This is a genomic window from Sphingomonas sp. 179-A 2A2 NHS, assembly GCF_045371305.1.
Taxonomy (GTDB): domain Bacteria; phylum Pseudomonadota; class Alphaproteobacteria; order Sphingomonadales; family Sphingomonadaceae; genus Sphingomonas.
The window spans coordinates 412,930-429,968 of sequence record NZ_JBIQDE010000002.1; the positions used below are offsets into that span (position 1 = coordinate 412,930).

The window sequence follows — 17,039 nt, forward strand, 5'->3', positions numbered from 1 at the left end:
GGCGTTGCACCGGCGTCGCCCGGCACGTAGCAGCCGGGTATGGACGATCTCGCCCGCATTGCCGACGCGCTGGAGCGGCTGGCGCCCCCGCCGCCGGCGGCTGCCGATCCGCTAGCCCACCCCGCCTACGTCTGGCGTGACAGCGTTCTGGTGGCGGCGCGCGCCTTCGCGCCGCTGCCGCTGGAGTTGCTCCACGGGGTGGAGGCGCAGAAGGATGCGCTGCTGGCGAACCTGGAACGACTGGCGGCTGGCCATGCCGCGCAGGACGTGCTGCTGTGGGGTGCGCGGGGCACCGGTAAGTCCGCACTGGTGAAGTCTGCGGTTGGTGCGGTGCAGGGCGCGGGCGGAGCGCTCGCGATGATCGAGATGGCTGCGGATCGGCTCGACAGCCTGCCGGCGCTGTTCGACACAATCGCGGATGTGCCGCGCGCCTTCGTGCTGTTCCTCGACGATCTGGGCTTCGATGCGGCGGCCGATGCGCGCACCTTGCGGTCACTGCTGGAAGGGGGTGCCGAGGCGCGGCCAGCCAATGCGCGGCTCGTGGTCACGTCTAACCGGCGGCACCTCATCCCGCGTGACATTCACGAGCAGGAAAATGCGATCAATCCGCGCGACGCGGTGGACGATCATCTCGCCCTGGCGGACCGCTTCGGCCTGAGCCTGGGCTTCCACGTCGTCGACCAGCCGCTCTACCTCGACATCGTGCGCGGCTATGCCGAGCGCTACGGCTTGCCGTTCGAGCCGCAGGATGCGCTGCTATGGGCGACGAAGCGCGGCAGCCGATCGGGCCGCGTCGCGTGGCAATATGTGGTCGACCTTGCCGGGCGCGCGGGCAAGGCGCTTTAGCCCAGCCCCTCGACCATCTCGGCGAGTTCCAGCCAGCGCATTTCGGCGGCGTCCTTCTCGTCGCGGGCGGCAGCGACTGACTTCATCAGCGCGTCGAATCGGGCGGGATCGCGGGTGTAGAGGGCGGGATCGGCGAGCAGTGCCTCATCGCGCGCGATCGCTGCGTCGAGCGCCTCGATCCGCGCGGGCAGTTGGTCGAAATCTCGCTGGTCCTTGTAGCTGAGCTTGGTGCGCGTCGGCGGCGGGGGGGCTGGCGTGGTGGCCGTCTTTGCCGCGGCCTTGCGTGCGGGCTCGGCCCGAACGGCGCGCTGGCGCTCCCAATCTTCATAGCCGCCGGCGACGATGTCGACCTTGCCCGAGCCATCGAGGCCGAGCGTGACCGTCACGGTGCGATCGAGGAAATCACGATCGTGGCTGACGATCAGCACCGTGCCGTCATAGTCGCCGATCACTTCCTGCAGCAGATCGAGCGTTTCGAGGTCGAGATCGTTGGTCGGCTCGTCGAGGACGAGGAGGTTCGAGTGGCGGGCGAACTCGCGCGCGAGCAGCAGGCGGGAGCGTTCGCCGCCGGAGAGCGAAGCGATCTTGGCCTCGGCGAGGCTCGGATCGAACAGGAATTCCTTGAGATAGCCGTGGATGTGCTTCTTGGTGCCGAGCACGTCGATCCAGTCGCCACCGTCGGCCAGCACATCGCGCACCGTCTTCTCCGGCGCCATCAGCTTGCGCTGCTGATCGATGATGATGCCGTCGAGCGTCTTGGCAAGCTTCACACTGCCGCTATCGGGGGCAAGCTCGCCGGTGAGGAGGCGCAGCAGCGTGGTCTTGCCCGCGCCGTTGCGGCCGACGATGCCGATGCGGTCGCCGCGCGTCACCCGGAAGGTGAAATCGCGGATGATCGTGCGGCCGTCATATTCCTTGGTGACATGCTCGGCATCAATGACGACCTTCGTCTTGTTGTCGTCATGCCCCATGGCGAGCGCGGCAGCGCCCTGCGGGCCGATCATTGCGGCGCGGGCGGCGCGCATTTCCTTCAATTTGGTAAGGCGGCCCTGGTTGCGGCGGCGGCGGCCGGTGACACCGCGCAGCAGCCAGTGTTCCTCAAGCTTGAGCTTCGCGTCGAGCCGTTCGGCGGCGCGCTGCTCCTCTGCATAGACCTGCTCGGTCCAAGCATCGAAGCCGCCGAAGCCGACCTCGGCCCGGCGCAGATTGCCGCGATCGAGCCACAGCGTCTGCTTGGTCAGGCGGGTCAGGAAGGTACGGTCGTGGCTGATGACGACAAAGGCGCCGCGGTAGCGGTTCAGCCATTCCTCCAGCCATTCGATCGCGCCGATGTCGAGATGGTTGGTCGGCTCGTCGAGCAGGAGCACGTCCGGGTCTTGTGCCAGTGCACGGACGATGGCGGCGCGGCGGCGCTCGCCGCCTGAGGCAGTGGCGGCGTCGCGCGACAGATCGATGCCAAGCTGGTCGGCGATCGCATCCGCCTCGAAATGCTGGGGCGCGTCGGCTCCCGAAAGGACGTAATCGGCCAGCGTGGCGAAGCCGGCGAGGTTTGGATCCTGTTCGAGCAGAACGACGCGGGTGCCGGGCACGATGGTGCGGCGGCCCTCGTCACTGTCGATCGTGCCGGCGATAAGCTTCAACAGCGTCGTCTTGCCGGCGCCGTTCCGGCCGATCAGCGCCAGCCGATCACGCGGGCCGACATAGAAATTGAGGTGGCGGAACAACCAGCCGGCGCCCTGGATGAGGCCAAGGTCTTCGTACGCGAGAATAGGGGCAGCCATGGGGGCGGCAGATAGGGGGCCGGGCGCGATGCGCCAAGCCGGCAATAACGACGGGCGGCTTCTTGCGATGGGGTGAGAGGTATCGCCCGCAAAAGCGCGGCTGTCTGGCGTCCGCCGTCGCCCTCTGCCACGGGTGCGGCATGAAGATCCGCGACTTCCTGCTCCTCGTCCTCATCTGTCTGGTGTGGGGATATAGCAACGTGTTGAGCAAGATCGTGGTGGGCAATTGGGCGGTGCCGCCGCTGTTCTTCGCCGCGGTGCGCTTCCTGGTGGTGATCGCGGCGACCTTGCCGTGGCTGCTGCCGATGCCGCGGCCGCGCTGGCGGATCGTGGCGATCGGCATCCTGATGGGTGCGGGCAATTTCGCGCTTCTCTTCATCGGTCTGCAGACCGCGTCGCCGTCGGCCGCGGCGGTCGTGATCCAGATCGGCGTGCCGTTCACGACACTGCTGTCGATCGTCATGCTGGGCGAGCGAATCCACTGGCGTCGCGGGCTGGGCATTGCGCTGACGCTGGCGGGCGTGCTGCTGGTGGTGTGGAACCCGGAGGGCATCGATCTTTCCGCCGGGCTGTGGTTCGTCGTCGGCGCGGCGTTCACGGGATCGCTGGGCGCGGTGCTGATGAAGCAGGTGGAGGATGTGGCGCCGCTGCGCTTCCAGGCGTGGGTGGGCCTGGTCTCGTTCCTGCCGCTGGCGCTGGCATCGGCAGTGTTCGAGGACGGCCAATGGGCGAGTGCGATGGCAGTCGGCTGGCCATTCGTTGGCGCAGTGCTGTTTGCCGCGCTCGTCGTCTCGGTGCTGGGGCACACAAGCTATTACGGGCTGATCCGCCGCTATGAGGCCAATTTGCTAGCGCCGCTGACGCTGATGACGCCGCTGTTCACCATCGCCTTTGGTGTCGCGCTGACCGGGGACAAGCTGGACATGCGGATGATTGCGGGGGCGATGCTGGCGCTGGCGGGGGTGCTGGTGGTAGCGCTTCGATCCAAGAAGGCGACGCAGTTGCTGGCGGAGCGGGAGCAGGCCTGAGGGACCTGGCGCCCGCATAAGAAAAGGGCCGGGGCGCTGGTGCGCTCCGGCCCTTTCTTTTGGTCGATGGCAGCGGCGGAGCCGCTGCTGGACGTCAGACTGGTTCGGCTTTGCCGACCGGCTGGCCGATCCGGTGCGAGTCCGTCGCCAGCGTTCGCGCTGGCGACGGCCGCAATCTGATCAGAAGTCCATGCCGCCCATGCCGCCGCCGGGCATTGCCGGCATTGCGGGCTTGTCTTCCGGCAGCTCGGAAACGGTCGCCTCGGTGGTGATGAGGAGGCCCGCCACCGATGCGGCGTTCTGGAGCGCGGTGCGGACGACCTTGGTCGGGTCGATCACGCCGGCCGCAACCAGGTTCTCGTAGGTGTCGGTCGCAGCGTTGAAGCCGAACGCGGTATCCGTCTGGTCGAGCAGCTTGCCCGAGACGACGGCGCCGTCCTGGCCAGCGTTCTGTGCGATCTGACGCACCAGCGCAGTCAGCGACTTGCGGACGATGTCGACGCCGCGCGTCTGGTCGTCATTGTCGCCCTTCAGGCCTTCGAGAGCCTTGGTCGCGTACAGCAGCGCGGTGCCGCCGCCCGGAACGATGCCCTCTTCGACGGCAGCGCGGGTTGCGTGCAGCGCGTCGTCAACGCGGTCCTTGCGCTCCTTCACCTCGACCTCGGTCGCGCCGCCGACCTTGATCACGGCAACGCCGCCAGCGAGCTTCGCGAGACGCTCCTGGAGCTTCTCACGATCGTAGTCGGACGTGGTGACTTCGATCTGCTGACGGATCGCCTCGGTGCGGCCCTTGATCGCTTCGGCATCACCCGCGCCATCGACGATGGTGGTGTTGTCCTTGTCGATCGTGACGCGCTTCGCGGTGCCGAGCATGCCGAGCGTGACGCTCTCGAGCTTGATGCCGAGATCCTCGGAGACGACTTCGCCCTTGGTGAGGATCGCGATGTCCTCGAGCATCGCCTTGCGACGATCGCCGAAGCCCGGTGCCTTGACCGCTGCGACCTTCAGGCCGCCGCGCAGCTTGTTGACGACGAGCGTGGCCAGAGCCTCGCCCTCGATGTCCTCGGCGATGATGAGGAGCGGACGGCCCGACTGCACAACCGCCTCGAGGATCGGAAGCATCGACTGCAGGTTCGACAGCTTCTTCTCGTGGATCAGGATATACGGGTCGTTCAGTTCGACCTGCATCTTTTCCGGGTTGGTGATGAAGTACGGCGACAGGTAGCCGCGGTCGAACTGCATGCCCTCGACGACGTCGAGCTCGAATTCGAGACCCTTCGCCTCTTCGACGGTGATCACGCCTTCCTTGCCGACCTTCTCCATGGCCTCGGCGATCTTCTCGCCGACTTCACGGTCGCCATTCGCGGAGATGATGCCGACCTGGGCAACTTCCTGCGACCCCGAGACGGGCTTCGAGCGCGCCTTGATGTCGTCGACGACCTTGTGGACGGCGAGGTCGATACCGCGCTTCAGGTCCATCGGGTTCATGCCGGCTGCGACCGACTTCATGCCCTCGCGAACGATCGCCTGAGCGAGAACGGTCGCGGTGGTGGTGCCGTCACCGGCGATGTCGTTGGTCTTCGAGGCCACTTCGCGCACCATCTGCGCGCCCATGTTCTCGAACTTGTCCTTGAGCTCGATTTCCTTGGCGACCGACACACCGTCCTTGGTGATGCGCGGCGCGCCGAAGCTCTTGTCGATGACGACGTTGCGGCCCTTCGGGCCGAGCGTGACCTTCACCGCGTCGGCGAGGATGTCGACACCCTTCAGGATGCGCTCGCGTGCGTCGCGGCCGAATTTTACGTCCTTGGCTGCCATGGGGCTACCCTTTCAAATGAACGAATGTTGAGGAAGTTGAGGCGATCGAACGAGATCTCAGGCGATGACGCCGAGGATGTCCGATTCCTTCATGATCAGCAGGTCTTCGCCGTTGACGCGGACTTCAGTGCCCGACCACTTGCCGAACAGGACGCGATCACCGGTCTTGACGTCCAGCGGCGTGACCTTGCCGTCCTCGGCCTTCGTGCCCGAACCGGCGGCGACGACTTCGCCCTCCTGCGGCTTTTCCTTTGCGGTGTCCGGGATGATGATCCCGCCAGCACTCTTTTCCTCGGCCTCGACGCGGCGTACGAGCACCCGGTCGTGCAGCGGACGGAAGTTCATGGCTGTACCCTCTTGTTGAGCGGTGTGTGACAGTTTCTTGGCACTCCCCTGAAACGAGTGCCAACAGCCGCCATATGTGAATGGCCCGTTGAGTCGTCAACGGGGGGACGACGCAAAAAATCGGAACAAATCGTCAGGACGTGCGTGGCAACAGCCCAAGCCGCCCGCGTGCATGCCACCGCCACATGAGAAGGATCGAGACGGCGAGCAGCCCGACGGCCAGGCCGACCCAGATCCCGACGCCTTCCCATCCGGCCCAGAAGCCGAGCAGCCCGGACGTGCCGAAGCCGATCACCCAATAACCGAACAGCGCGATCAGCATCGGGACGCGCGTGTCCTGCAGGCCGCGGAGCACGCCCGCCGCCACGGCCTGCGCGCCGTCGACGAGTTGGAACATGGCGGCGATGGCGAGGAACTTGATCGCGAGCGCGACGACGGCCGCATTGGCAGGATCATCGACATCGACATAGGCGCTGACGAATAGGCGCGGCATCGCCCAGATCGCAAAGGCAGTGACCGCCATGAAGCTGATGCCGAGGGTGAGCGCGACGCGGCCGGCGCGGGCGATCCACAGCGTGTCGCGGGCGCCATAGGCCATGCCGACGCGGATCGTGGCTGCCTGGGCGATGCCGAACGGCACCTGGAAGGCGATCGCGGCGATGTTGAGCGCGACCGCATGGGCGGCGACCTCGGTGACGCCGATCAATCCCATCAGGATCGCCGCGCCGCCGAACAGCGCGCCCTCGAACACCCAGGTCAGCATGATCGGCACGCCTAGCCGGATGATCTCGCGGAAGCGGGACCATTCGGTGCGCCACCAGCGGCCGAACAGACGGTACCGACGCAGGCGGCGGTCGAACTTGAGGATCACCCCATAGGCCAGCGCCATGGCGGTCAGGCTGATGACGCTGGCGAGCGCGGAGCCTTCGAGCCCCAGCGCAGGGACGCCGAGATTGCCGAACACCAGCATCCAATTGGCCAGGATGCTGATGCCGAGCGCCAGGCCGGTGACGACGAAGGCCCAGCCCGGACGGCCGAGCGCAGCCGCCGAGGTGCGCATGACGCCCGCGGCAACGCCCGGAACGATCGCGATCATGATGATGTCGAGGAAATGGCCGGCGCGCCGCGCGACCTCGGGATCCTGGCCGGCCAGCAGCAGCAATGTCTCGCCGTGCGCGAGGAGCAGGATCACCGGGATCGCGCCCGCGGCGCCGACCCACAAGGCCATGCGGACGCTTCGACGCACCTCGCGGACGGCATGTTTGCGCCGGCCGAGCTCCGCGGCGATCAGCGGCGCGGCGGCGCTGGTGAGGCCGATCAGCGCGTACATGGTGAGATTGAACATGAAGACGCCAAGCGTCGCGGCGGCGAGATCGACGGTACCGAGCCGCGCGACGAAGATCACGTCGACTGCGCTGACCGCCATCTGAAGCAGGTTCGCGCCCACCAAAGGCGCCGCGATCCGAACGAGCGCCGACAATTCCGCGCGATCGGTTTCCGGCCGGCTACCGGTCAGCGGGGGAGGGGCGGCAAGTTCCATGGTCGCCGGGCGTTAGGCGCAAAGTGTTACATGGGAAAGAGACGGCGCGGTCGCCCGACAGGCCGGATCCAGAAATGTTTGCTTACGGTGCCGGAACAAAGGCGCAGCAAGACGGGTTCCAGCGCAGTGTAGACAGTGTTGAGGGAGAGGAAGTCATGGCCGATTATCGTACAACGGACGATCATGTCGTGGTTCGCCGTGGCGGCGCCGGGCGGACGATTGCAATTCTGCTCGGGATCGTGGCCCTGGTGGTCGTGGTCCTCTTCGCGACCGGCTTCTGGAGCGCGGACGTCAAGGAAGGGTCGCTGCCGCAGGTGGACGTGAGCGCCAAGGGCGGCGAGCTGCCTAAGGTGGACGTCGACAGCAAGGAAGTGGTCGTCGGCACCAAGAAGACCGAAGTCGACGTGCCGGTGGTCGGCGTCAAGGACAACGGCGAGAAGTAAGCACCAGAGCCGGGCGGGTGTGGCGCGGCACGCGCGTCACACCCGTCGGGTCAGATGGTGATCCGAATGGCGGGGCTCAGCGCTGCGCGACGTTGACCGGCGCGAGCGGCGGCGGGAAATCGAGCGCGCCGCACTTGCGCACCTGCCACTCGCCCTTCTTGGACCAGCAGACATTGTCCAGCCGCGGGATTCGCGGATCGGTGTGAACATAGCGCGGGAACTGCTGCTCGCCCCACGGCACCAGGCTGTTGCGCAGCTTACGCATCTGCTCCTGCGCGACGGTGCCGAAGCTGCCGCGCGGCGCATATAGCGCCTGACGGCCGATCTCGCCGGCGGCCTGGCAGAAATTGTACTGCGATGCGACGGCGTTGAAGCTGGAATAGGTGCGGGTGCCGAACTGGTCGAGCGCCGACTGACCGGCCTTCACGCCCTTGTTGGTGCGGGCGAAATAGCCGCGCAGGGTATCATAGGACTCCTTGAGCTCGTCCTTATGATCGGTCAGCACGGCATTGTAATTGTCGACCGTCAGCAGCGTCGGCTCGAACTGGCATTGCAGCGCGGCGACGTTGAGCGCGGCACGCAGCGTCCAGCTGAGGCCAGCGCGCAGCTCCTTCTCGGTCGCGCCGGGCATCGGCTGCGCCACGCCCTGCTCGTCGCCACGCACCACCTGGCCGGACAGATCCTTGGATTTCATGAAGAATTGCGCCGATGCCGGCGAGGACATCAAAAGCGTCGCTGCCACCATGCCAGCGCCAACCAACCGCAACCCGCTCATCACAAAACCCCTTTGACGCAACGCGCGGGATTCATAGGCGTTTTGGCGTGAATCGCCAACCTAATTTGTGGCCGGCATGGAACATTTCGGACGCTGGTGAAACGACCGCCGGTGTGGGTACCGCCTCAGATATGGAAAGGGCCGCCCGGTTGCCCGAGCGGCCCTTCAAACACGCCAAAGGCGCGATGATTACATCGCGTTGGTGGCGGTCATGTCGTTCGACATCATCGTGTCGTTCGACATCATCGTGTCGTTCGCCATCATGCCGCCGTTCATGCCAGCGTCCACCGCCGTCATGTTGTCGGTCATGGTGTCCATGCCCTCGGTGGCGTTCATGTCGGTGATGGTGGTGTTGTCGACGGTCGTGTCGGTCTTCGAGCCGCAAGCCGACACGGCCAGAGCGGCCGCGGCGAGGGCGGAACCCGTCAGAATCTTCGAGATAACACGCATGGATAGCTCCCTAGATAGTGGATTTGGACGCGGATGGATCCTTAATACCCAAATCAAAGTGGATATTAGACACAGAACCGCGCCCCCTCAAGCCTCGATTTCACCCTTGCAAGAAAGACTTTGCAGGAACGCGTCGGCCGTCAACGCGAGCGCGGCGTCAAAGGTTTCAAGGGTGGCGTCGCTGCCGAGCGCCGCAGCGCTCGTAACCGGGTATTCCGCGATGCCGCAGGGGACGATCCCACCGAAGTGCGCCAGATCAGGGGACAGGTTCACCGAGAAACCATGCATCGTCACCCAGCGGCGCACACGGACGCCGATCGCGCCGATCTTCGCTTCCTGTCCTGCCGCGTCATGGGTCCAGATGCCGATCCGGCCGGGCGCGCGGAAGGCGGTGATGCCAAGCTGCGCCAGCGCGTTGATAACCCAGCCTTCGACGGCGTGGACGAAACAGCGCACGTCGCGCCCGCGGCGATTGAGGTCGAGCACGAGATAGCCGATGCGCTGGCCGGGCCCATGATAGGTGTAGCGACCGCCGCGGCCGGCATCGACCACGGGGAAGCGCGGGTCGATCAGCTCGGTGGGATCGGCACTCGTCCCCGCAGTATAGACCGGCGGATGTTCGAGCAGCCAGACCAGCTCGCGCGCCTCGCCAGCCACGACGGCGGCGGCGCGCGCCTCCATCTCGGCCAGGGCAGCGGGATAGTCAGTGAGGCCGGGCGTCACCCGCCATTCGATAGTGTCATCAATCACGCCGTGCGAGATGCGGACGGGCGAACCAATTGGCAAGCATCGCAGCGATAGAGTAGCGTGGGCGACGGGCAACAGCGAAAGACGGGTCGGTTGATGGTCAGCGTGGGTACGGTCTGGGACCGGACGATGGATGTGATCGCGGGAAGGTTCGCGATCCTCGCGTCCATCGCGCTGATGCTGCTGTTCGTGCCGACGGTGCTGCAGGCGCTGGTCGACGCGAATACGAGCGGATCGACGACATCCATAATTGGCGGGCTCGTCTCGATCGCCGTAGCGGTGGCGACCGCGATCGGGGCGCTGGCGATCACGGCCGTGGCGACGGACCCGTCGGTCGATCGCGGTTCTGCGCTGGCGATCGGCGGCGCGCGCGTCGGGCCGCTGCTGGGGATCCTCATCGTGCTGGTGCTGGTGCTGTTCATGGCCGCGCTGCCGGGTGTTCTGCTGCTCGTCTCGTCCGGCTTCGATCCGGTTCGCGCGCGGGCGAACCTGCCGCAGGAGGGGGTGAACCTTGCCAGCGCCGGATTTGCCTCGCTCTATTTCATGGCGCTGCTGATCGCGCTGTTCTGGGTGACGGCGCGGCTGGTGCCGCTGCTCGCCGTCATCGTGAACGAACGGCTGGGGCTGGGCGCGATCCGGCGCTCCTTTGCGCTGACCCGCGGATCGACGATGAAGCTGATCGGCGTGCTGATCCTCTATTCGATCGTGATGCTGGTGACGCTGCTGGCGGTGACCTCAATCATCGGCGTCGTCGTGCGGCTGGTTGTCGGCAGCGAGGGCGCGGCGACGGTGACCTTCATGGTCGCGCTGTCGACCGCCGCCGTGACCGCAGTGTTCAGCGTGCTCCAGTCGGTCTTTTCCGGCCAGTTCTACCTGGCGGCCCGGGACGCGCGCGGGGAAGCATGAACCCTTCCTTCGTGCGGCTGCTGGCAGACGCCTGGGGCGTCTTCCGGCGCGAGGCCGATCTCATCGTGCGCCTGGCCGGCGCGCTGATCTTCCTGCCCGCCTTTGCGGTGCAATTGCTGTGCGATCCGTTGCCGACGCTGCCGCGCGAGAGCGGCGATGAACAGGCGATGGAGGCGTGGTTCAACGCCGTCGCGGTTTGGGGGCAGGGCAACGCCTTCTGGTATGTCGCGGCGGACCTGATCGGGATCGTCGGGCTGTCAGCGATCGCCACCTTGCTGCTGACGCCCGACCGGCCGAGTGTTGCCGACGCGCTGCGGCTGGCGCTGCGCCGGATCGGGCGGTTCGTGCTGGCGAACCTGCTGGTCGCGATCCCCGTGGGGCTTGGCCTGTGGATGTTCGTGCTGCCCGGCCTGTTCATGCAGGCACGGCTGATCGTGGTGGTACCGGTGATCGTGGCGGAGCCGAACCAGAGCGCCGCGCGCGCGATGGGGCGCAGCTGGCGTGTGACCGGCGATGTGCGCTGGGCGCTGCTGGGCGCCGTCGTCACCCTGTTCCTGGTGCAATGGATGGTGGTGAGCCCGCTGTTCCCGCTCGACACGTGGCTGCGCGAGCCGGGGCATGACAATCCGTTCGTGATCGCGCTGGTGACCGCGCTGATGGCAATCGCGGGGACGATCTACAATGTCGCGCTGCTGATGTTGGGGATCGCGACCTATCGCGGCTTCGCCAGCAGCGGCACGTGAGGCGCGCACTCCTCGGGTAGCAGGCCCGCGGCGCGGGGATCGATGAAGGTTTCCACGGTGCGCCTCACCGGGATGAAGCCCTTGGCACGGTAGAACCCGAGAGCGGAGGGATGATCGAGCGTGCAGGTGTGAACCCACACACGATCGATCCCCTTGCGCCACATGCGCGTCATCGCCTCGGCCATCAGCCAGCTCCCATGGCCCTGGCCGGTCAGTTCCGGCACGAGGCCGAAATAGGAAAGCTCGCAGGCGCCGGCGTGGCGGAAATCGAGCTCCAGCATCCCGACCTCGATGCCGGCCGCGTCAGTGGCGGCATACACCTCGATGCCGGCATCGTGGATGATCGCGAGCAGCGCCGAATCGTCGAGCACGAGGCGCGAGAACCACAGCCATGGCGCGCCGACACGGCGGAACAGCGTGCGATAGGCGGCCGGGGAAGGGCGATCCCAGCGCACCAGCCGCAACCGCGAGGGCGGGCTGGGGCGGAGCGGCGGGCGCCGGTGCATCTCGAGCGTGGTGACGATGGTCGCGAGCTGATCATCGGGGACGTCGATCAGGCTCATGCCGTCAGCCTCCTTGCTCAGCCCCAGGTGGCGACAGGGGGCAGGCTCATCAGGATCGCATCGATGTTGCCGCCGGTCTTGAGGCCGAAGAGCGTGCCGCGATCATAGACGAGGTTGAATTCCGCATAACGGCCACGCCACGCGTTGCGCTGTTCCATCTCCGCCTCGGTGAAGGGCAGGTTCATGCGGCGGCGGACGATGCGGGGAAAGACGTCGAGGAAGGCGCGGCCGACATCCTGGGTGAAGGCGAAGTTGGCGGCGAAATCACCCTCGAGGTGATCGTAGAAGATGCCGCCGACGCCGCGATGAACCTTGCGATGGGGGATGTAGAAATAATCGTCCGCCCATTGCTTGAAGCGCGGATAGTGCGTGGGATCATGGGCATCGCAGGCATTCTTCAGCGTGCGGTGGAAGTCCTCGGTATCCTCGGCGATCGGCAACGGCGGGTTGAGATCGGCGCCGCCGCCGAACCAGCGCTTGGTGGTCGACAGGAAGCGCGTGTTCATGTGCACCGCGGGAACGTGCGGGTTGGCCATGTGCGCGACGAGGCTGATGCCGGTGGCGACGAAGGTCGGGTCTTCCTCCGCGCCGTGAATGGTCTTGCCGAAATCGCTCTCGAACCTGCCGCCGACGGTGGAGACGTTGACGCCGACCTTCTCGAACACGCGGCCCTTCATGACGCCGCGGACACCGCCGCCGCCGGGCGCGCGGGAGGGATCGGGGCGGTCCCAGGGGATATAGGTGAAGCTGGCATCGGAACCGGCCTCACGCTCGATCGCTTCGAACTCGGCGCAGATCAGGTCGCGCAGCTGTTCGAACCACGTGCGGGCGATTTCTTGTTCGGTGTCGAGGTCGATCATGGTGGTGCCTTAACGATAGCGCGGACGGCGTGTCGAGGTGACAGAATGTCTCAGCGGGGAAGGAGAGGAGGTCACCGTTGTGGCTGCGTCTGGCGAAGTGCCTCTGCCAGCATGATGCCGGCACTGACCGCGACGTTGAGGGAGCGGAGGCCAGGGCGCAGCGGGATTCGCACCGCAAGATCGGCGCGGGCATGGACGTGATCGGGCACGCCCGCGCCCTCGCTGCCGAAGAGGAGCACGTCATCGGGATCGAACCGGGCGGACCATAGATCCACCGCGCCGCGTGTGGTGGCGAGCACCAGACGCCCGGTGATGTGCGCCTCAAACGATCGCCAATCGACATGGCGGACGATGTCCCCCGCGGCGGCATAATCCATGCCGGCGCGACGCAAGGCGCGATCGCCCCAAGGGAAGCCCATCGGCTCGATCAGATCCAGCCCGACGCCGAAGCAGGAACAGGTCCGCATGATGGTGCCGACGTTGCCGGCGATGTCCGGTTCGTAGAGGGCGAGGCGCATGGCGCCCGTTACAGCACCGTCACGCCCGCGCAAAATGGCAGTTGGCAGGCGCGGGGGGCGCAGCTATCAGGCCGCGAACCTCCGTGGGGACGGGGGGATTCCATGGGCGGGCGCAGGGGACCTCTATCTCCAAAGATGCGGCCGACTCCGGCAGGAAGGACAAGGGTTTAGCGAATGGCGACGGTCGAGAGCACGATTCCTCCAGGCGAAAACCCGAAACCTTATCTGGAGGAAGCCCACGACCCCCGCCGGCGCGATTTCATCAATATCGCGGCCGTTGCATGGGCGGGCGTTGGCGCAGGCGTGATCGTTCTGCCGCTGATCAACCAGATGAATCCGTCGGCCGACGTGCTGGCGCTGTCGACCACCGAGATCGACATCAGCAAGATCGAGCCGGGGCAGGCGATCAAGTCCACGTTCCGCAAGCAGCCGCTGTTCGTGCGCAACCTGACGCCGAAGGAGATCGCGGAAGCCGATGCGGTGGCGGTGAGTTCGCTTCGCGACCCGCAGACGCTGGAAGAGCGCACCAAGAGCGGCAAGAAGAACTGGCTGATCACGCTGGGCGTGTGCACCCATCTCGGCTGCGTGCCGCTGGGCGCCGGCGAAGGCGAGAACAAGGGGCCGTTCGGCGGCTATTTCTGCCCGTGCCACGGCTCCGCCTATGACACCGCCGGCCGCATCCGCCAGGGACCCGCACCGACGAACCTCGTCGTTCCCGATTATGAATTTACGTCCGACACCGTCGTGACGGTCGGTTGAGGTAGCACACAGATGAGCTTTCCCTGGGCCAATCATTATGAGCCGAAGCAGCCGCTGATGCGGTGGATGGACGAGAAGCTGCCGCTGCCGCGCCTCGTCTACAACGCCGTTGGTGCCGGTTATCCGGTGCCGCGCAACCTCAACTATTGGTGGAATTTCGGCGTGCTCGCCGGCCTTGCGCTGGTGGTGCAGATCGTCACCGGCGTCGTGCTGGCGATGCATTATGCCGCCAATGGCGCGGTGGCCTTCGCCTCGGTCGAAAGCATCATGCGTGACGTGAATGCCGGCTGGTTCCTGCGTTATGCGCACGCCAATGGCGCGTCGATGTTCCTCGCCGTCGTCTACATCCACATTGCCCGCGGCCTTTATTATGGGTCGTACAAGGCGCCGCGCGAGATGGTGTGGCTGCTGGGCGTCGTGATCTTCCTTCTCATGATGGCGACCGCCTTCATGGGTTACGTGCTTCCGTGGGGCCAGATGAGCTTCTGGGGCGCGCAGGTGATCACCGGCTTCTTCTCGGCGATCCCCCTGGTCGGCGAGCCGATCCGCGTGTGGCTGCTGGGCGGCTTCGCGCCGGACAATGCCGCGCTTAATCGCTTCTTCTCGCTGCACTATCTGCTGCCGTTCGTGATCGCGGGCGTCATCATCCTGCACATCTGGGCGCTGCACATCCCGGGTTCGAACAATCCGACCGGCGTCGACGTGAAGGGCGAGCAGGACACGGTGCCGTTCCACCCGTATTACACGGCGAAGGACGGCGTTGGCGTCGCTGTCTTCTTCCTGATCTTCGCGGCGCTGATCTTCTTCTCGCCGAACCTGCTTGGCCATCCGGACAACTACATAGAGGCGAACCCGCTCTCGACGCCGGCGCACATCGTTCCGGAATGGTACTTCCTGCCGTTCTACGCGATCCTCAAGAGCTTCACCGCGGACTTCATCCTGACGGGCAAGCTGTGGGGCGTGCTGGCGATGTTCGGCTCGATCCTGCTGCTGTTCTTCCTGCCGTGGCTGGACAGCTCGCCGGTCCGTTCGGCCAACTATCGTCCGACGTACCGCTGGTTCCTGCTGGTCCTGCTCATCGACGTGCTGGTGCTCGGCTATGTCGGCGGCGCAGAAGCAACCGCGCGCAACGTTATCATCGGTCAGATCGCGACGGCTTATTACTTCGCGCACTTCCTGATCATCCTGCCGATCGTTTCGCGCTCGGAGCGTCCGCTCCCGCTGCCGAACTCGATCACCGAAGCGGTGCTCGCGAAGCATGGCGGCACCTCGCCGACCAAGACCGCGATGGCGCACTGAGCCGATACGGGGGAATTAGAAAACAATGGTTCGTACCATCGCACTCCTGATCGGGGCCGGCTTCGTCTTCGTGCTCGGCATCGCGCTGTTCGGCACGATTTCGACCGCGATCACCGATCCGGCGCCCGAGACCGCGGAGCATGAGTTCCACCTCCATCCCAAGGATGTGGGGCTCTCCTCGGCCGGCATGTTCGGCAAGTTCGACAAGCAGCAGCTGCAGCGCGGCCTGAAGGTGTATCAGGAGGTTTGCGCCGCCTGCCACAGCCTGAAGTACGTCTCGTTCCGCGATCTCGAGCAGATCGGCTATAGCGAGGGTCAGGTGAAGGCGCTGGCACAGGCCTGGCCGATCGAGCAGCCGAGCGTGAACCCGGACACGGGCGAAGCCGCGACGCGCAAGAACTTGCCGTTCGACCGCTTCCCGAGCCCGTATGCCAACGAGGTTGCGGCCCGCGCGGCGAACAACAATGCGCTGCCGCCTGACCTGTCGCTGATCACCAAGGCACGTCACGACGGGGCGAACTATGTCGCGTCGCTGCTGACCGGCTACCAGAACCAGCCGGCCGAGCTTCTGCGCAAGTTCCCGGACGCCAAGACGCCCGAAGGCCTGCACTACAACCCGTATTTCGCGAACCTCAACATCGCGATGCCGCCGCCGCTCACCTCGGACGGGCAGGTGACCTACGAGGATGGCACGCAGGCGACCAAGCAGCAGATGGCCGACGACGTCGCCGCCTTCCTGACCTGGACCGCGGAGCCGAACCTGGAGTCCCGCCACGCCGCAGGCTTCGCGACGATCATCTTCCTGGCGATCTTCGTGTTCCTGACCTGGGGCGCCTACCAGAACGTATGGCGCAACGTGAAGCATTGAGCCCGGCCTTCACCGAAGGCTGACGAGAACGAGCCCCGCCCGCATGATGCGAGCGGGGCTTTTTCGTGGGCCGGGCACGCGCAGCCCGCGGGGGAGGGCGCATCACGGTTGCTTGCGATGGCGGGCGGCGAAGAGCATGTGGGGCGGATGAGCTATGACGACCGCCGCTCGACCGACCTGTTGCCCGTATCGACGGGAGGCAGCAACGAAGACCTGAAAGCGCTGATCCGGACGATCCCCGACTTCCCGAAGCCCGGGATCCAGTTTCGCGACATCACCACGCTGTTGCTCGACCCGCACGGCCTCGCCACCGCCGTCGATCGGATGGTGGCAGCGGTGAAGGGGCCGGTGGATCTCGTTGCGGGGATCGAGGCGCGCGGCTTCCTGTTCGCCGCTGCGCTGGCCGTGCCGCTGAAGGCAGGCGTGCTGCTGATCCGCAAGGACGGCAAGCTGCCGGGTGCGACGATCGCGGAGGATTACGCGCTGGAATATGGCCAGGACCGGATCGCCATGCATGCCGATGCCTGTGCGCCGGGCGCGCGCGTGCTGCTGATCGATGACCTGATCGCAACCGGCGGCACGGCGCGCGCCGCGGTCCGGCTGCTGCGCAAGGCGGGGGCCGAGGTAGTACAGGCGCAGTTCCTGGTAGATCTGCCCGATCTGGGCGGCGCCGATCTGCTGCGCGGCGATGGTATTCAGGTGGACGCGCTGATGTCGTTTCCCGGGCACTAGGGAACTTCACTTATCAGG

19 protein-coding genes are annotated in these 17,039 nt (G+C 66.0%); 9 read left to right on the top strand and 10 right to left on the bottom strand.

The features are described from left to right. Nucleotides 1-39 precede the first annotated feature (39 nt). Entirely contained in the window at nt 40-846 is an 807-nt protein-coding gene (locus ACH0AE_RS05195; protein ID WP_294443735.1) for an ATP-binding protein, read from the top strand. On the opposite strand, the gene ACH0AE_RS05200 is transcribed toward ACH0AE_RS05195, so the two are convergent. Next, nucleotides 843-2,627: an ABC-F family ATP-binding cassette domain-containing protein gene (locus ACH0AE_RS05200; protein ID WP_294443734.1), complete on the bottom strand. Its 1,785-nt coding sequence runs from the start codon at nt 2,625-2,627 to the stop codon at nt 843-845. The genes ACH0AE_RS05195 and ACH0AE_RS05200 overlap by 4 nt on opposite strands. A 140-nt stretch (nt 2,628-2,767) precedes the next feature. Here ACH0AE_RS05200 and ACH0AE_RS05205 point away from each other — a divergent pair, with 140 nt between their 5' ends. Next, nucleotides 2,768-3,655 carry a DMT family transporter gene (locus ACH0AE_RS05205; protein ID WP_294443732.1) on the top strand — a complete coding sequence of 296 codons (888 nt, stop codon included), beginning with the start codon at nt 2,768-2,770 and terminating at the stop codon, nt 3,653-3,655. A 180-nt stretch (nt 3,656-3,835) separates the two neighbouring features. Here ACH0AE_RS05205 and groL read toward each other — a convergent pair whose 3' ends face one another. The 3 genes from groL to ACH0AE_RS05220 all read right to left on the bottom strand — a co-directional run bounded on the left by groL (nt 3,836) and on the right by ACH0AE_RS05220 (nt 7,358). Then, nucleotides 3,836-5,473 carry a chaperonin GroEL gene (groL, locus tag ACH0AE_RS05210; RefSeq protein ID WP_406875510.1) on the bottom strand — a complete coding sequence of 546 codons (1,638 nt, stop codon included), beginning with the start codon at nt 5,471-5,473 and terminating at the stop codon, nt 3,836-3,838. A 57-nt stretch (nt 5,474-5,530) separates the two neighbouring features. After that, nucleotides 5,531-5,818 carry a co-chaperone GroES gene (gene groES, locus ACH0AE_RS05215; protein WP_406875511.1) on the bottom strand — a complete coding sequence of 96 codons (288 nt, stop codon included), beginning with the start codon at nt 5,816-5,818 and terminating at the stop codon, nt 5,531-5,533. Nucleotides 5,819-5,951: 133 nt separating this feature from the next. Further along, a complete protein-coding gene (locus tag ACH0AE_RS05220; protein WP_294443727.1) occupies nt 5,952-7,358 on the bottom strand; it encodes an MATE family efflux transporter in 1,407 nt (468 codons plus the stop codon). Between the two features lie 155 nt (nt 7,359-7,513). Here ACH0AE_RS05220 and ACH0AE_RS05225 point away from each other — a divergent pair, with 155 nt between their 5' ends. Next, entirely contained in the window at nt 7,514-7,801 is a 288-nt protein-coding gene (locus ACH0AE_RS05225; protein ID WP_294443726.1) for a hypothetical protein, read from the top strand. A 76-nt stretch (nt 7,802-7,877) separates the two neighbouring features. Here ACH0AE_RS05225 and ACH0AE_RS05230 read toward each other — a convergent pair whose 3' ends face one another. The 3 genes from ACH0AE_RS05230 to lipB form a co-directional block, all read right to left on the bottom strand. Continuing rightward, nucleotides 7,878-8,576: a hypothetical protein gene (locus ACH0AE_RS05230; RefSeq protein ID WP_294443724.1), complete on the bottom strand. Its 699-nt coding sequence runs from the start codon at nt 8,574-8,576 to the stop codon at nt 7,878-7,880. A 189-nt stretch (nt 8,577-8,765) separates the two neighbouring features. Beyond that, entirely contained in the window at nt 8,766-9,026 is a 261-nt protein-coding gene (locus ACH0AE_RS05235; protein ID WP_294443722.1) for a hypothetical protein, read from the bottom strand. 87 nt (nt 9,027-9,113) lie between these two features. Continuing rightward, nucleotides 9,114-9,773 carry a lipoyl(octanoyl) transferase LipB gene (lipB, locus tag ACH0AE_RS05240; RefSeq protein ID WP_294443765.1) on the bottom strand — a complete coding sequence of 220 codons (660 nt, stop codon included), beginning with the start codon at nt 9,771-9,773 and terminating at the stop codon, nt 9,114-9,116. A 105-nt stretch (nt 9,774-9,878) separates the two neighbouring features. On the opposite strand from lipB, the gene ACH0AE_RS05245 reads away from it, so the two are divergent. Together ACH0AE_RS05245 and ACH0AE_RS05250 are read left to right on the top strand one after the other, a co-directional pair. Next, the gene (locus tag ACH0AE_RS05245) at nt 9,879-10,679 is read left to right on the top strand and encodes a hypothetical protein (RefSeq protein WP_294443719.1); all 801 of its coding nucleotides are present in this window, start codon (nt 9,879-9,881) and stop codon (nt 10,677-10,679) included. Beyond that, entirely contained in the window at nt 10,676-11,422 is a 747-nt protein-coding gene (locus ACH0AE_RS05250) for a hypothetical protein (protein ID WP_294443718.1), read from the top strand. Before ACH0AE_RS05245 ends, ACH0AE_RS05250 begins: the two co-directional genes overlap by 4 nt. Here ACH0AE_RS05250 and ACH0AE_RS05255 read toward each other — a convergent pair. The 3 genes from ACH0AE_RS05255 to ACH0AE_RS05265 all read right to left on the bottom strand — a co-directional run bounded on the left by ACH0AE_RS05255 (nt 11,392) and on the right by ACH0AE_RS05265 (nt 13,363). Next, on the bottom strand, nt 11,392-11,985 hold the full coding sequence (locus ACH0AE_RS05255) for an N-acetyltransferase (RefSeq protein WP_294443716.1): 594 nt from the start codon (nt 11,983-11,985) through the stop codon (nt 11,392-11,394). The two genes, ACH0AE_RS05250 and ACH0AE_RS05255, sit on opposite strands and share 31 nt — an antisense overlap. A gap of 17 nt (nt 11,986-12,002) precedes the next feature. After that, nucleotides 12,003-12,845, bottom strand: a complete 843-nt coding sequence (gene hemF, locus ACH0AE_RS05260) for an oxygen-dependent coproporphyrinogen oxidase (protein WP_294443714.1) — start codon at nt 12,843-12,845, stop codon at nt 12,003-12,005. Nucleotides 12,846-12,916: 71 nt separating this feature from the next. Next, complete coding sequence (locus tag ACH0AE_RS05265) at nt 12,917-13,363, bottom strand: tRNA (cytidine(34)-2'-O)-methyltransferase (RefSeq protein WP_294443712.1); 447 nt, start codon at nt 13,361-13,363, stop codon at nt 12,917-12,919. 174 nt (nt 13,364-13,537) lie between these two features. Between ACH0AE_RS05265 and petA the strand changes: the two genes are divergently transcribed. From petA to ACH0AE_RS05285, 4 genes are all read left to right on the top strand, one after another. Then, on the top strand, nt 13,538-14,122 hold the full coding sequence (gene petA, locus ACH0AE_RS05270; RefSeq protein WP_294443711.1) for a ubiquinol-cytochrome c reductase iron-sulfur subunit: 585 nt from the start codon (nt 13,538-13,540) through the stop codon (nt 14,120-14,122). Between the two features lie 12 nt (nt 14,123-14,134). Further along, entirely contained in the window at nt 14,135-15,421 is a 1,287-nt protein-coding gene (locus ACH0AE_RS05275; RefSeq protein ID WP_406875512.1) for a cytochrome bc complex cytochrome b subunit, read from the top strand. Nucleotides 15,422-15,446: 25 nt separating this feature from the next. Continuing rightward, on the top strand, nt 15,447-16,289 hold the full coding sequence (locus tag ACH0AE_RS05280) for a cytochrome c1 (protein ID WP_294443709.1): 843 nt from the start codon (nt 15,447-15,449) through the stop codon (nt 16,287-16,289). A gap of 147 nt (nt 16,290-16,436) precedes the next feature. After that, nucleotides 16,437-17,021: an adenine phosphoribosyltransferase gene (locus tag ACH0AE_RS05285; RefSeq protein WP_294443762.1), complete on the top strand. Its 585-nt coding sequence runs from the start codon at nt 16,437-16,439 to the stop codon at nt 17,019-17,021. Nucleotides 17,022-17,039 lie beyond the last annotated feature (18 nt).

Excerpts from the sequence above, each read along its gene's own strand:
- ACH0AE_RS05195 (WP_294443735.1), top strand. The coding sequence starts at position 40 with ATGGACGATCTCGCCCGCATTGCCGACGCGCTGGAGCGGCTGGCGCCC.
- ACH0AE_RS05200 (WP_294443734.1), bottom strand. The coding sequence starts at position 2,627 with ATGGCTGCCCCTATTCTCGCGTACGAAGACCTTGGCCTCATCCAGGGC.
- ACH0AE_RS05205 (WP_294443732.1), top strand. The coding sequence starts at position 2,768 with ATGAAGATCCGCGACTTCCTGCTCCTCGTCCTCATCTGTCTGGTGTGG.
- groL (WP_406875510.1), bottom strand. The coding sequence starts at position 5,473 with ATGGCAGCCAAGGACGTAAAATTCGGCCGCGACGCACGCGAGCGCATC.
- groES (WP_406875511.1), bottom strand. The coding sequence starts at position 5,818 with ATGAACTTCCGTCCGCTGCACGACCGGGTGCTCGTACGCCGCGTCGAG.
- ACH0AE_RS05220 (WP_294443727.1), bottom strand. The coding sequence starts at position 7,358 with ATGGAACTTGCCGCCCCTCCCCCGCTGACCGGTAGCCGGCCGGAAACC.
- ACH0AE_RS05225 (WP_294443726.1), top strand. The coding sequence starts at position 7,514 with ATGGCCGATTATCGTACAACGGACGATCATGTCGTGGTTCGCCGTGGC.
- ACH0AE_RS05230 (WP_294443724.1), bottom strand. The coding sequence starts at position 8,576 with ATGAGCGGGTTGCGGTTGGTTGGCGCTGGCATGGTGGCAGCGACGCTT.
- ACH0AE_RS05235 (WP_294443722.1), bottom strand. The coding sequence starts at position 9,026 with ATGCGTGTTATCTCGAAGATTCTGACGGGTTCCGCCCTCGCCGCGGCC.
- ACH0AE_RS05250 (WP_294443718.1), top strand. The coding sequence starts at position 10,676 with ATGAACCCTTCCTTCGTGCGGCTGCTGGCAGACGCCTGGGGCGTCTTC.
- ACH0AE_RS05255 (WP_294443716.1), bottom strand. The coding sequence starts at position 11,985 with ATGAGCCTGATCGACGTCCCCGATGATCAGCTCGCGACCATCGTCACC.
- hemF (WP_294443714.1), bottom strand. The coding sequence starts at position 12,845 with ATGATCGACCTCGACACCGAACAAGAAATCGCCCGCACGTGGTTCGAA.
- ACH0AE_RS05265 (WP_294443712.1), bottom strand. The coding sequence starts at position 13,363 with ATGCGCCTCGCCCTCTACGAACCGGACATCGCCGGCAACGTCGGCACC.
- petA (WP_294443711.1), top strand. The coding sequence starts at position 13,538 with ATGGCGACGGTCGAGAGCACGATTCCTCCAGGCGAAAACCCGAAACCT.
- ACH0AE_RS05275 (WP_406875512.1), top strand. The coding sequence starts at position 14,135 with ATGAGCTTTCCCTGGGCCAATCATTATGAGCCGAAGCAGCCGCTGATG.
- ACH0AE_RS05280 (WP_294443709.1), top strand. The coding sequence starts at position 15,447 with ATGGTTCGTACCATCGCACTCCTGATCGGGGCCGGCTTCGTCTTCGTG.
- ACH0AE_RS05285 (WP_294443762.1), top strand. The coding sequence starts at position 16,437 with ATGAGCTATGACGACCGCCGCTCGACCGACCTGTTGCCCGTATCGACG.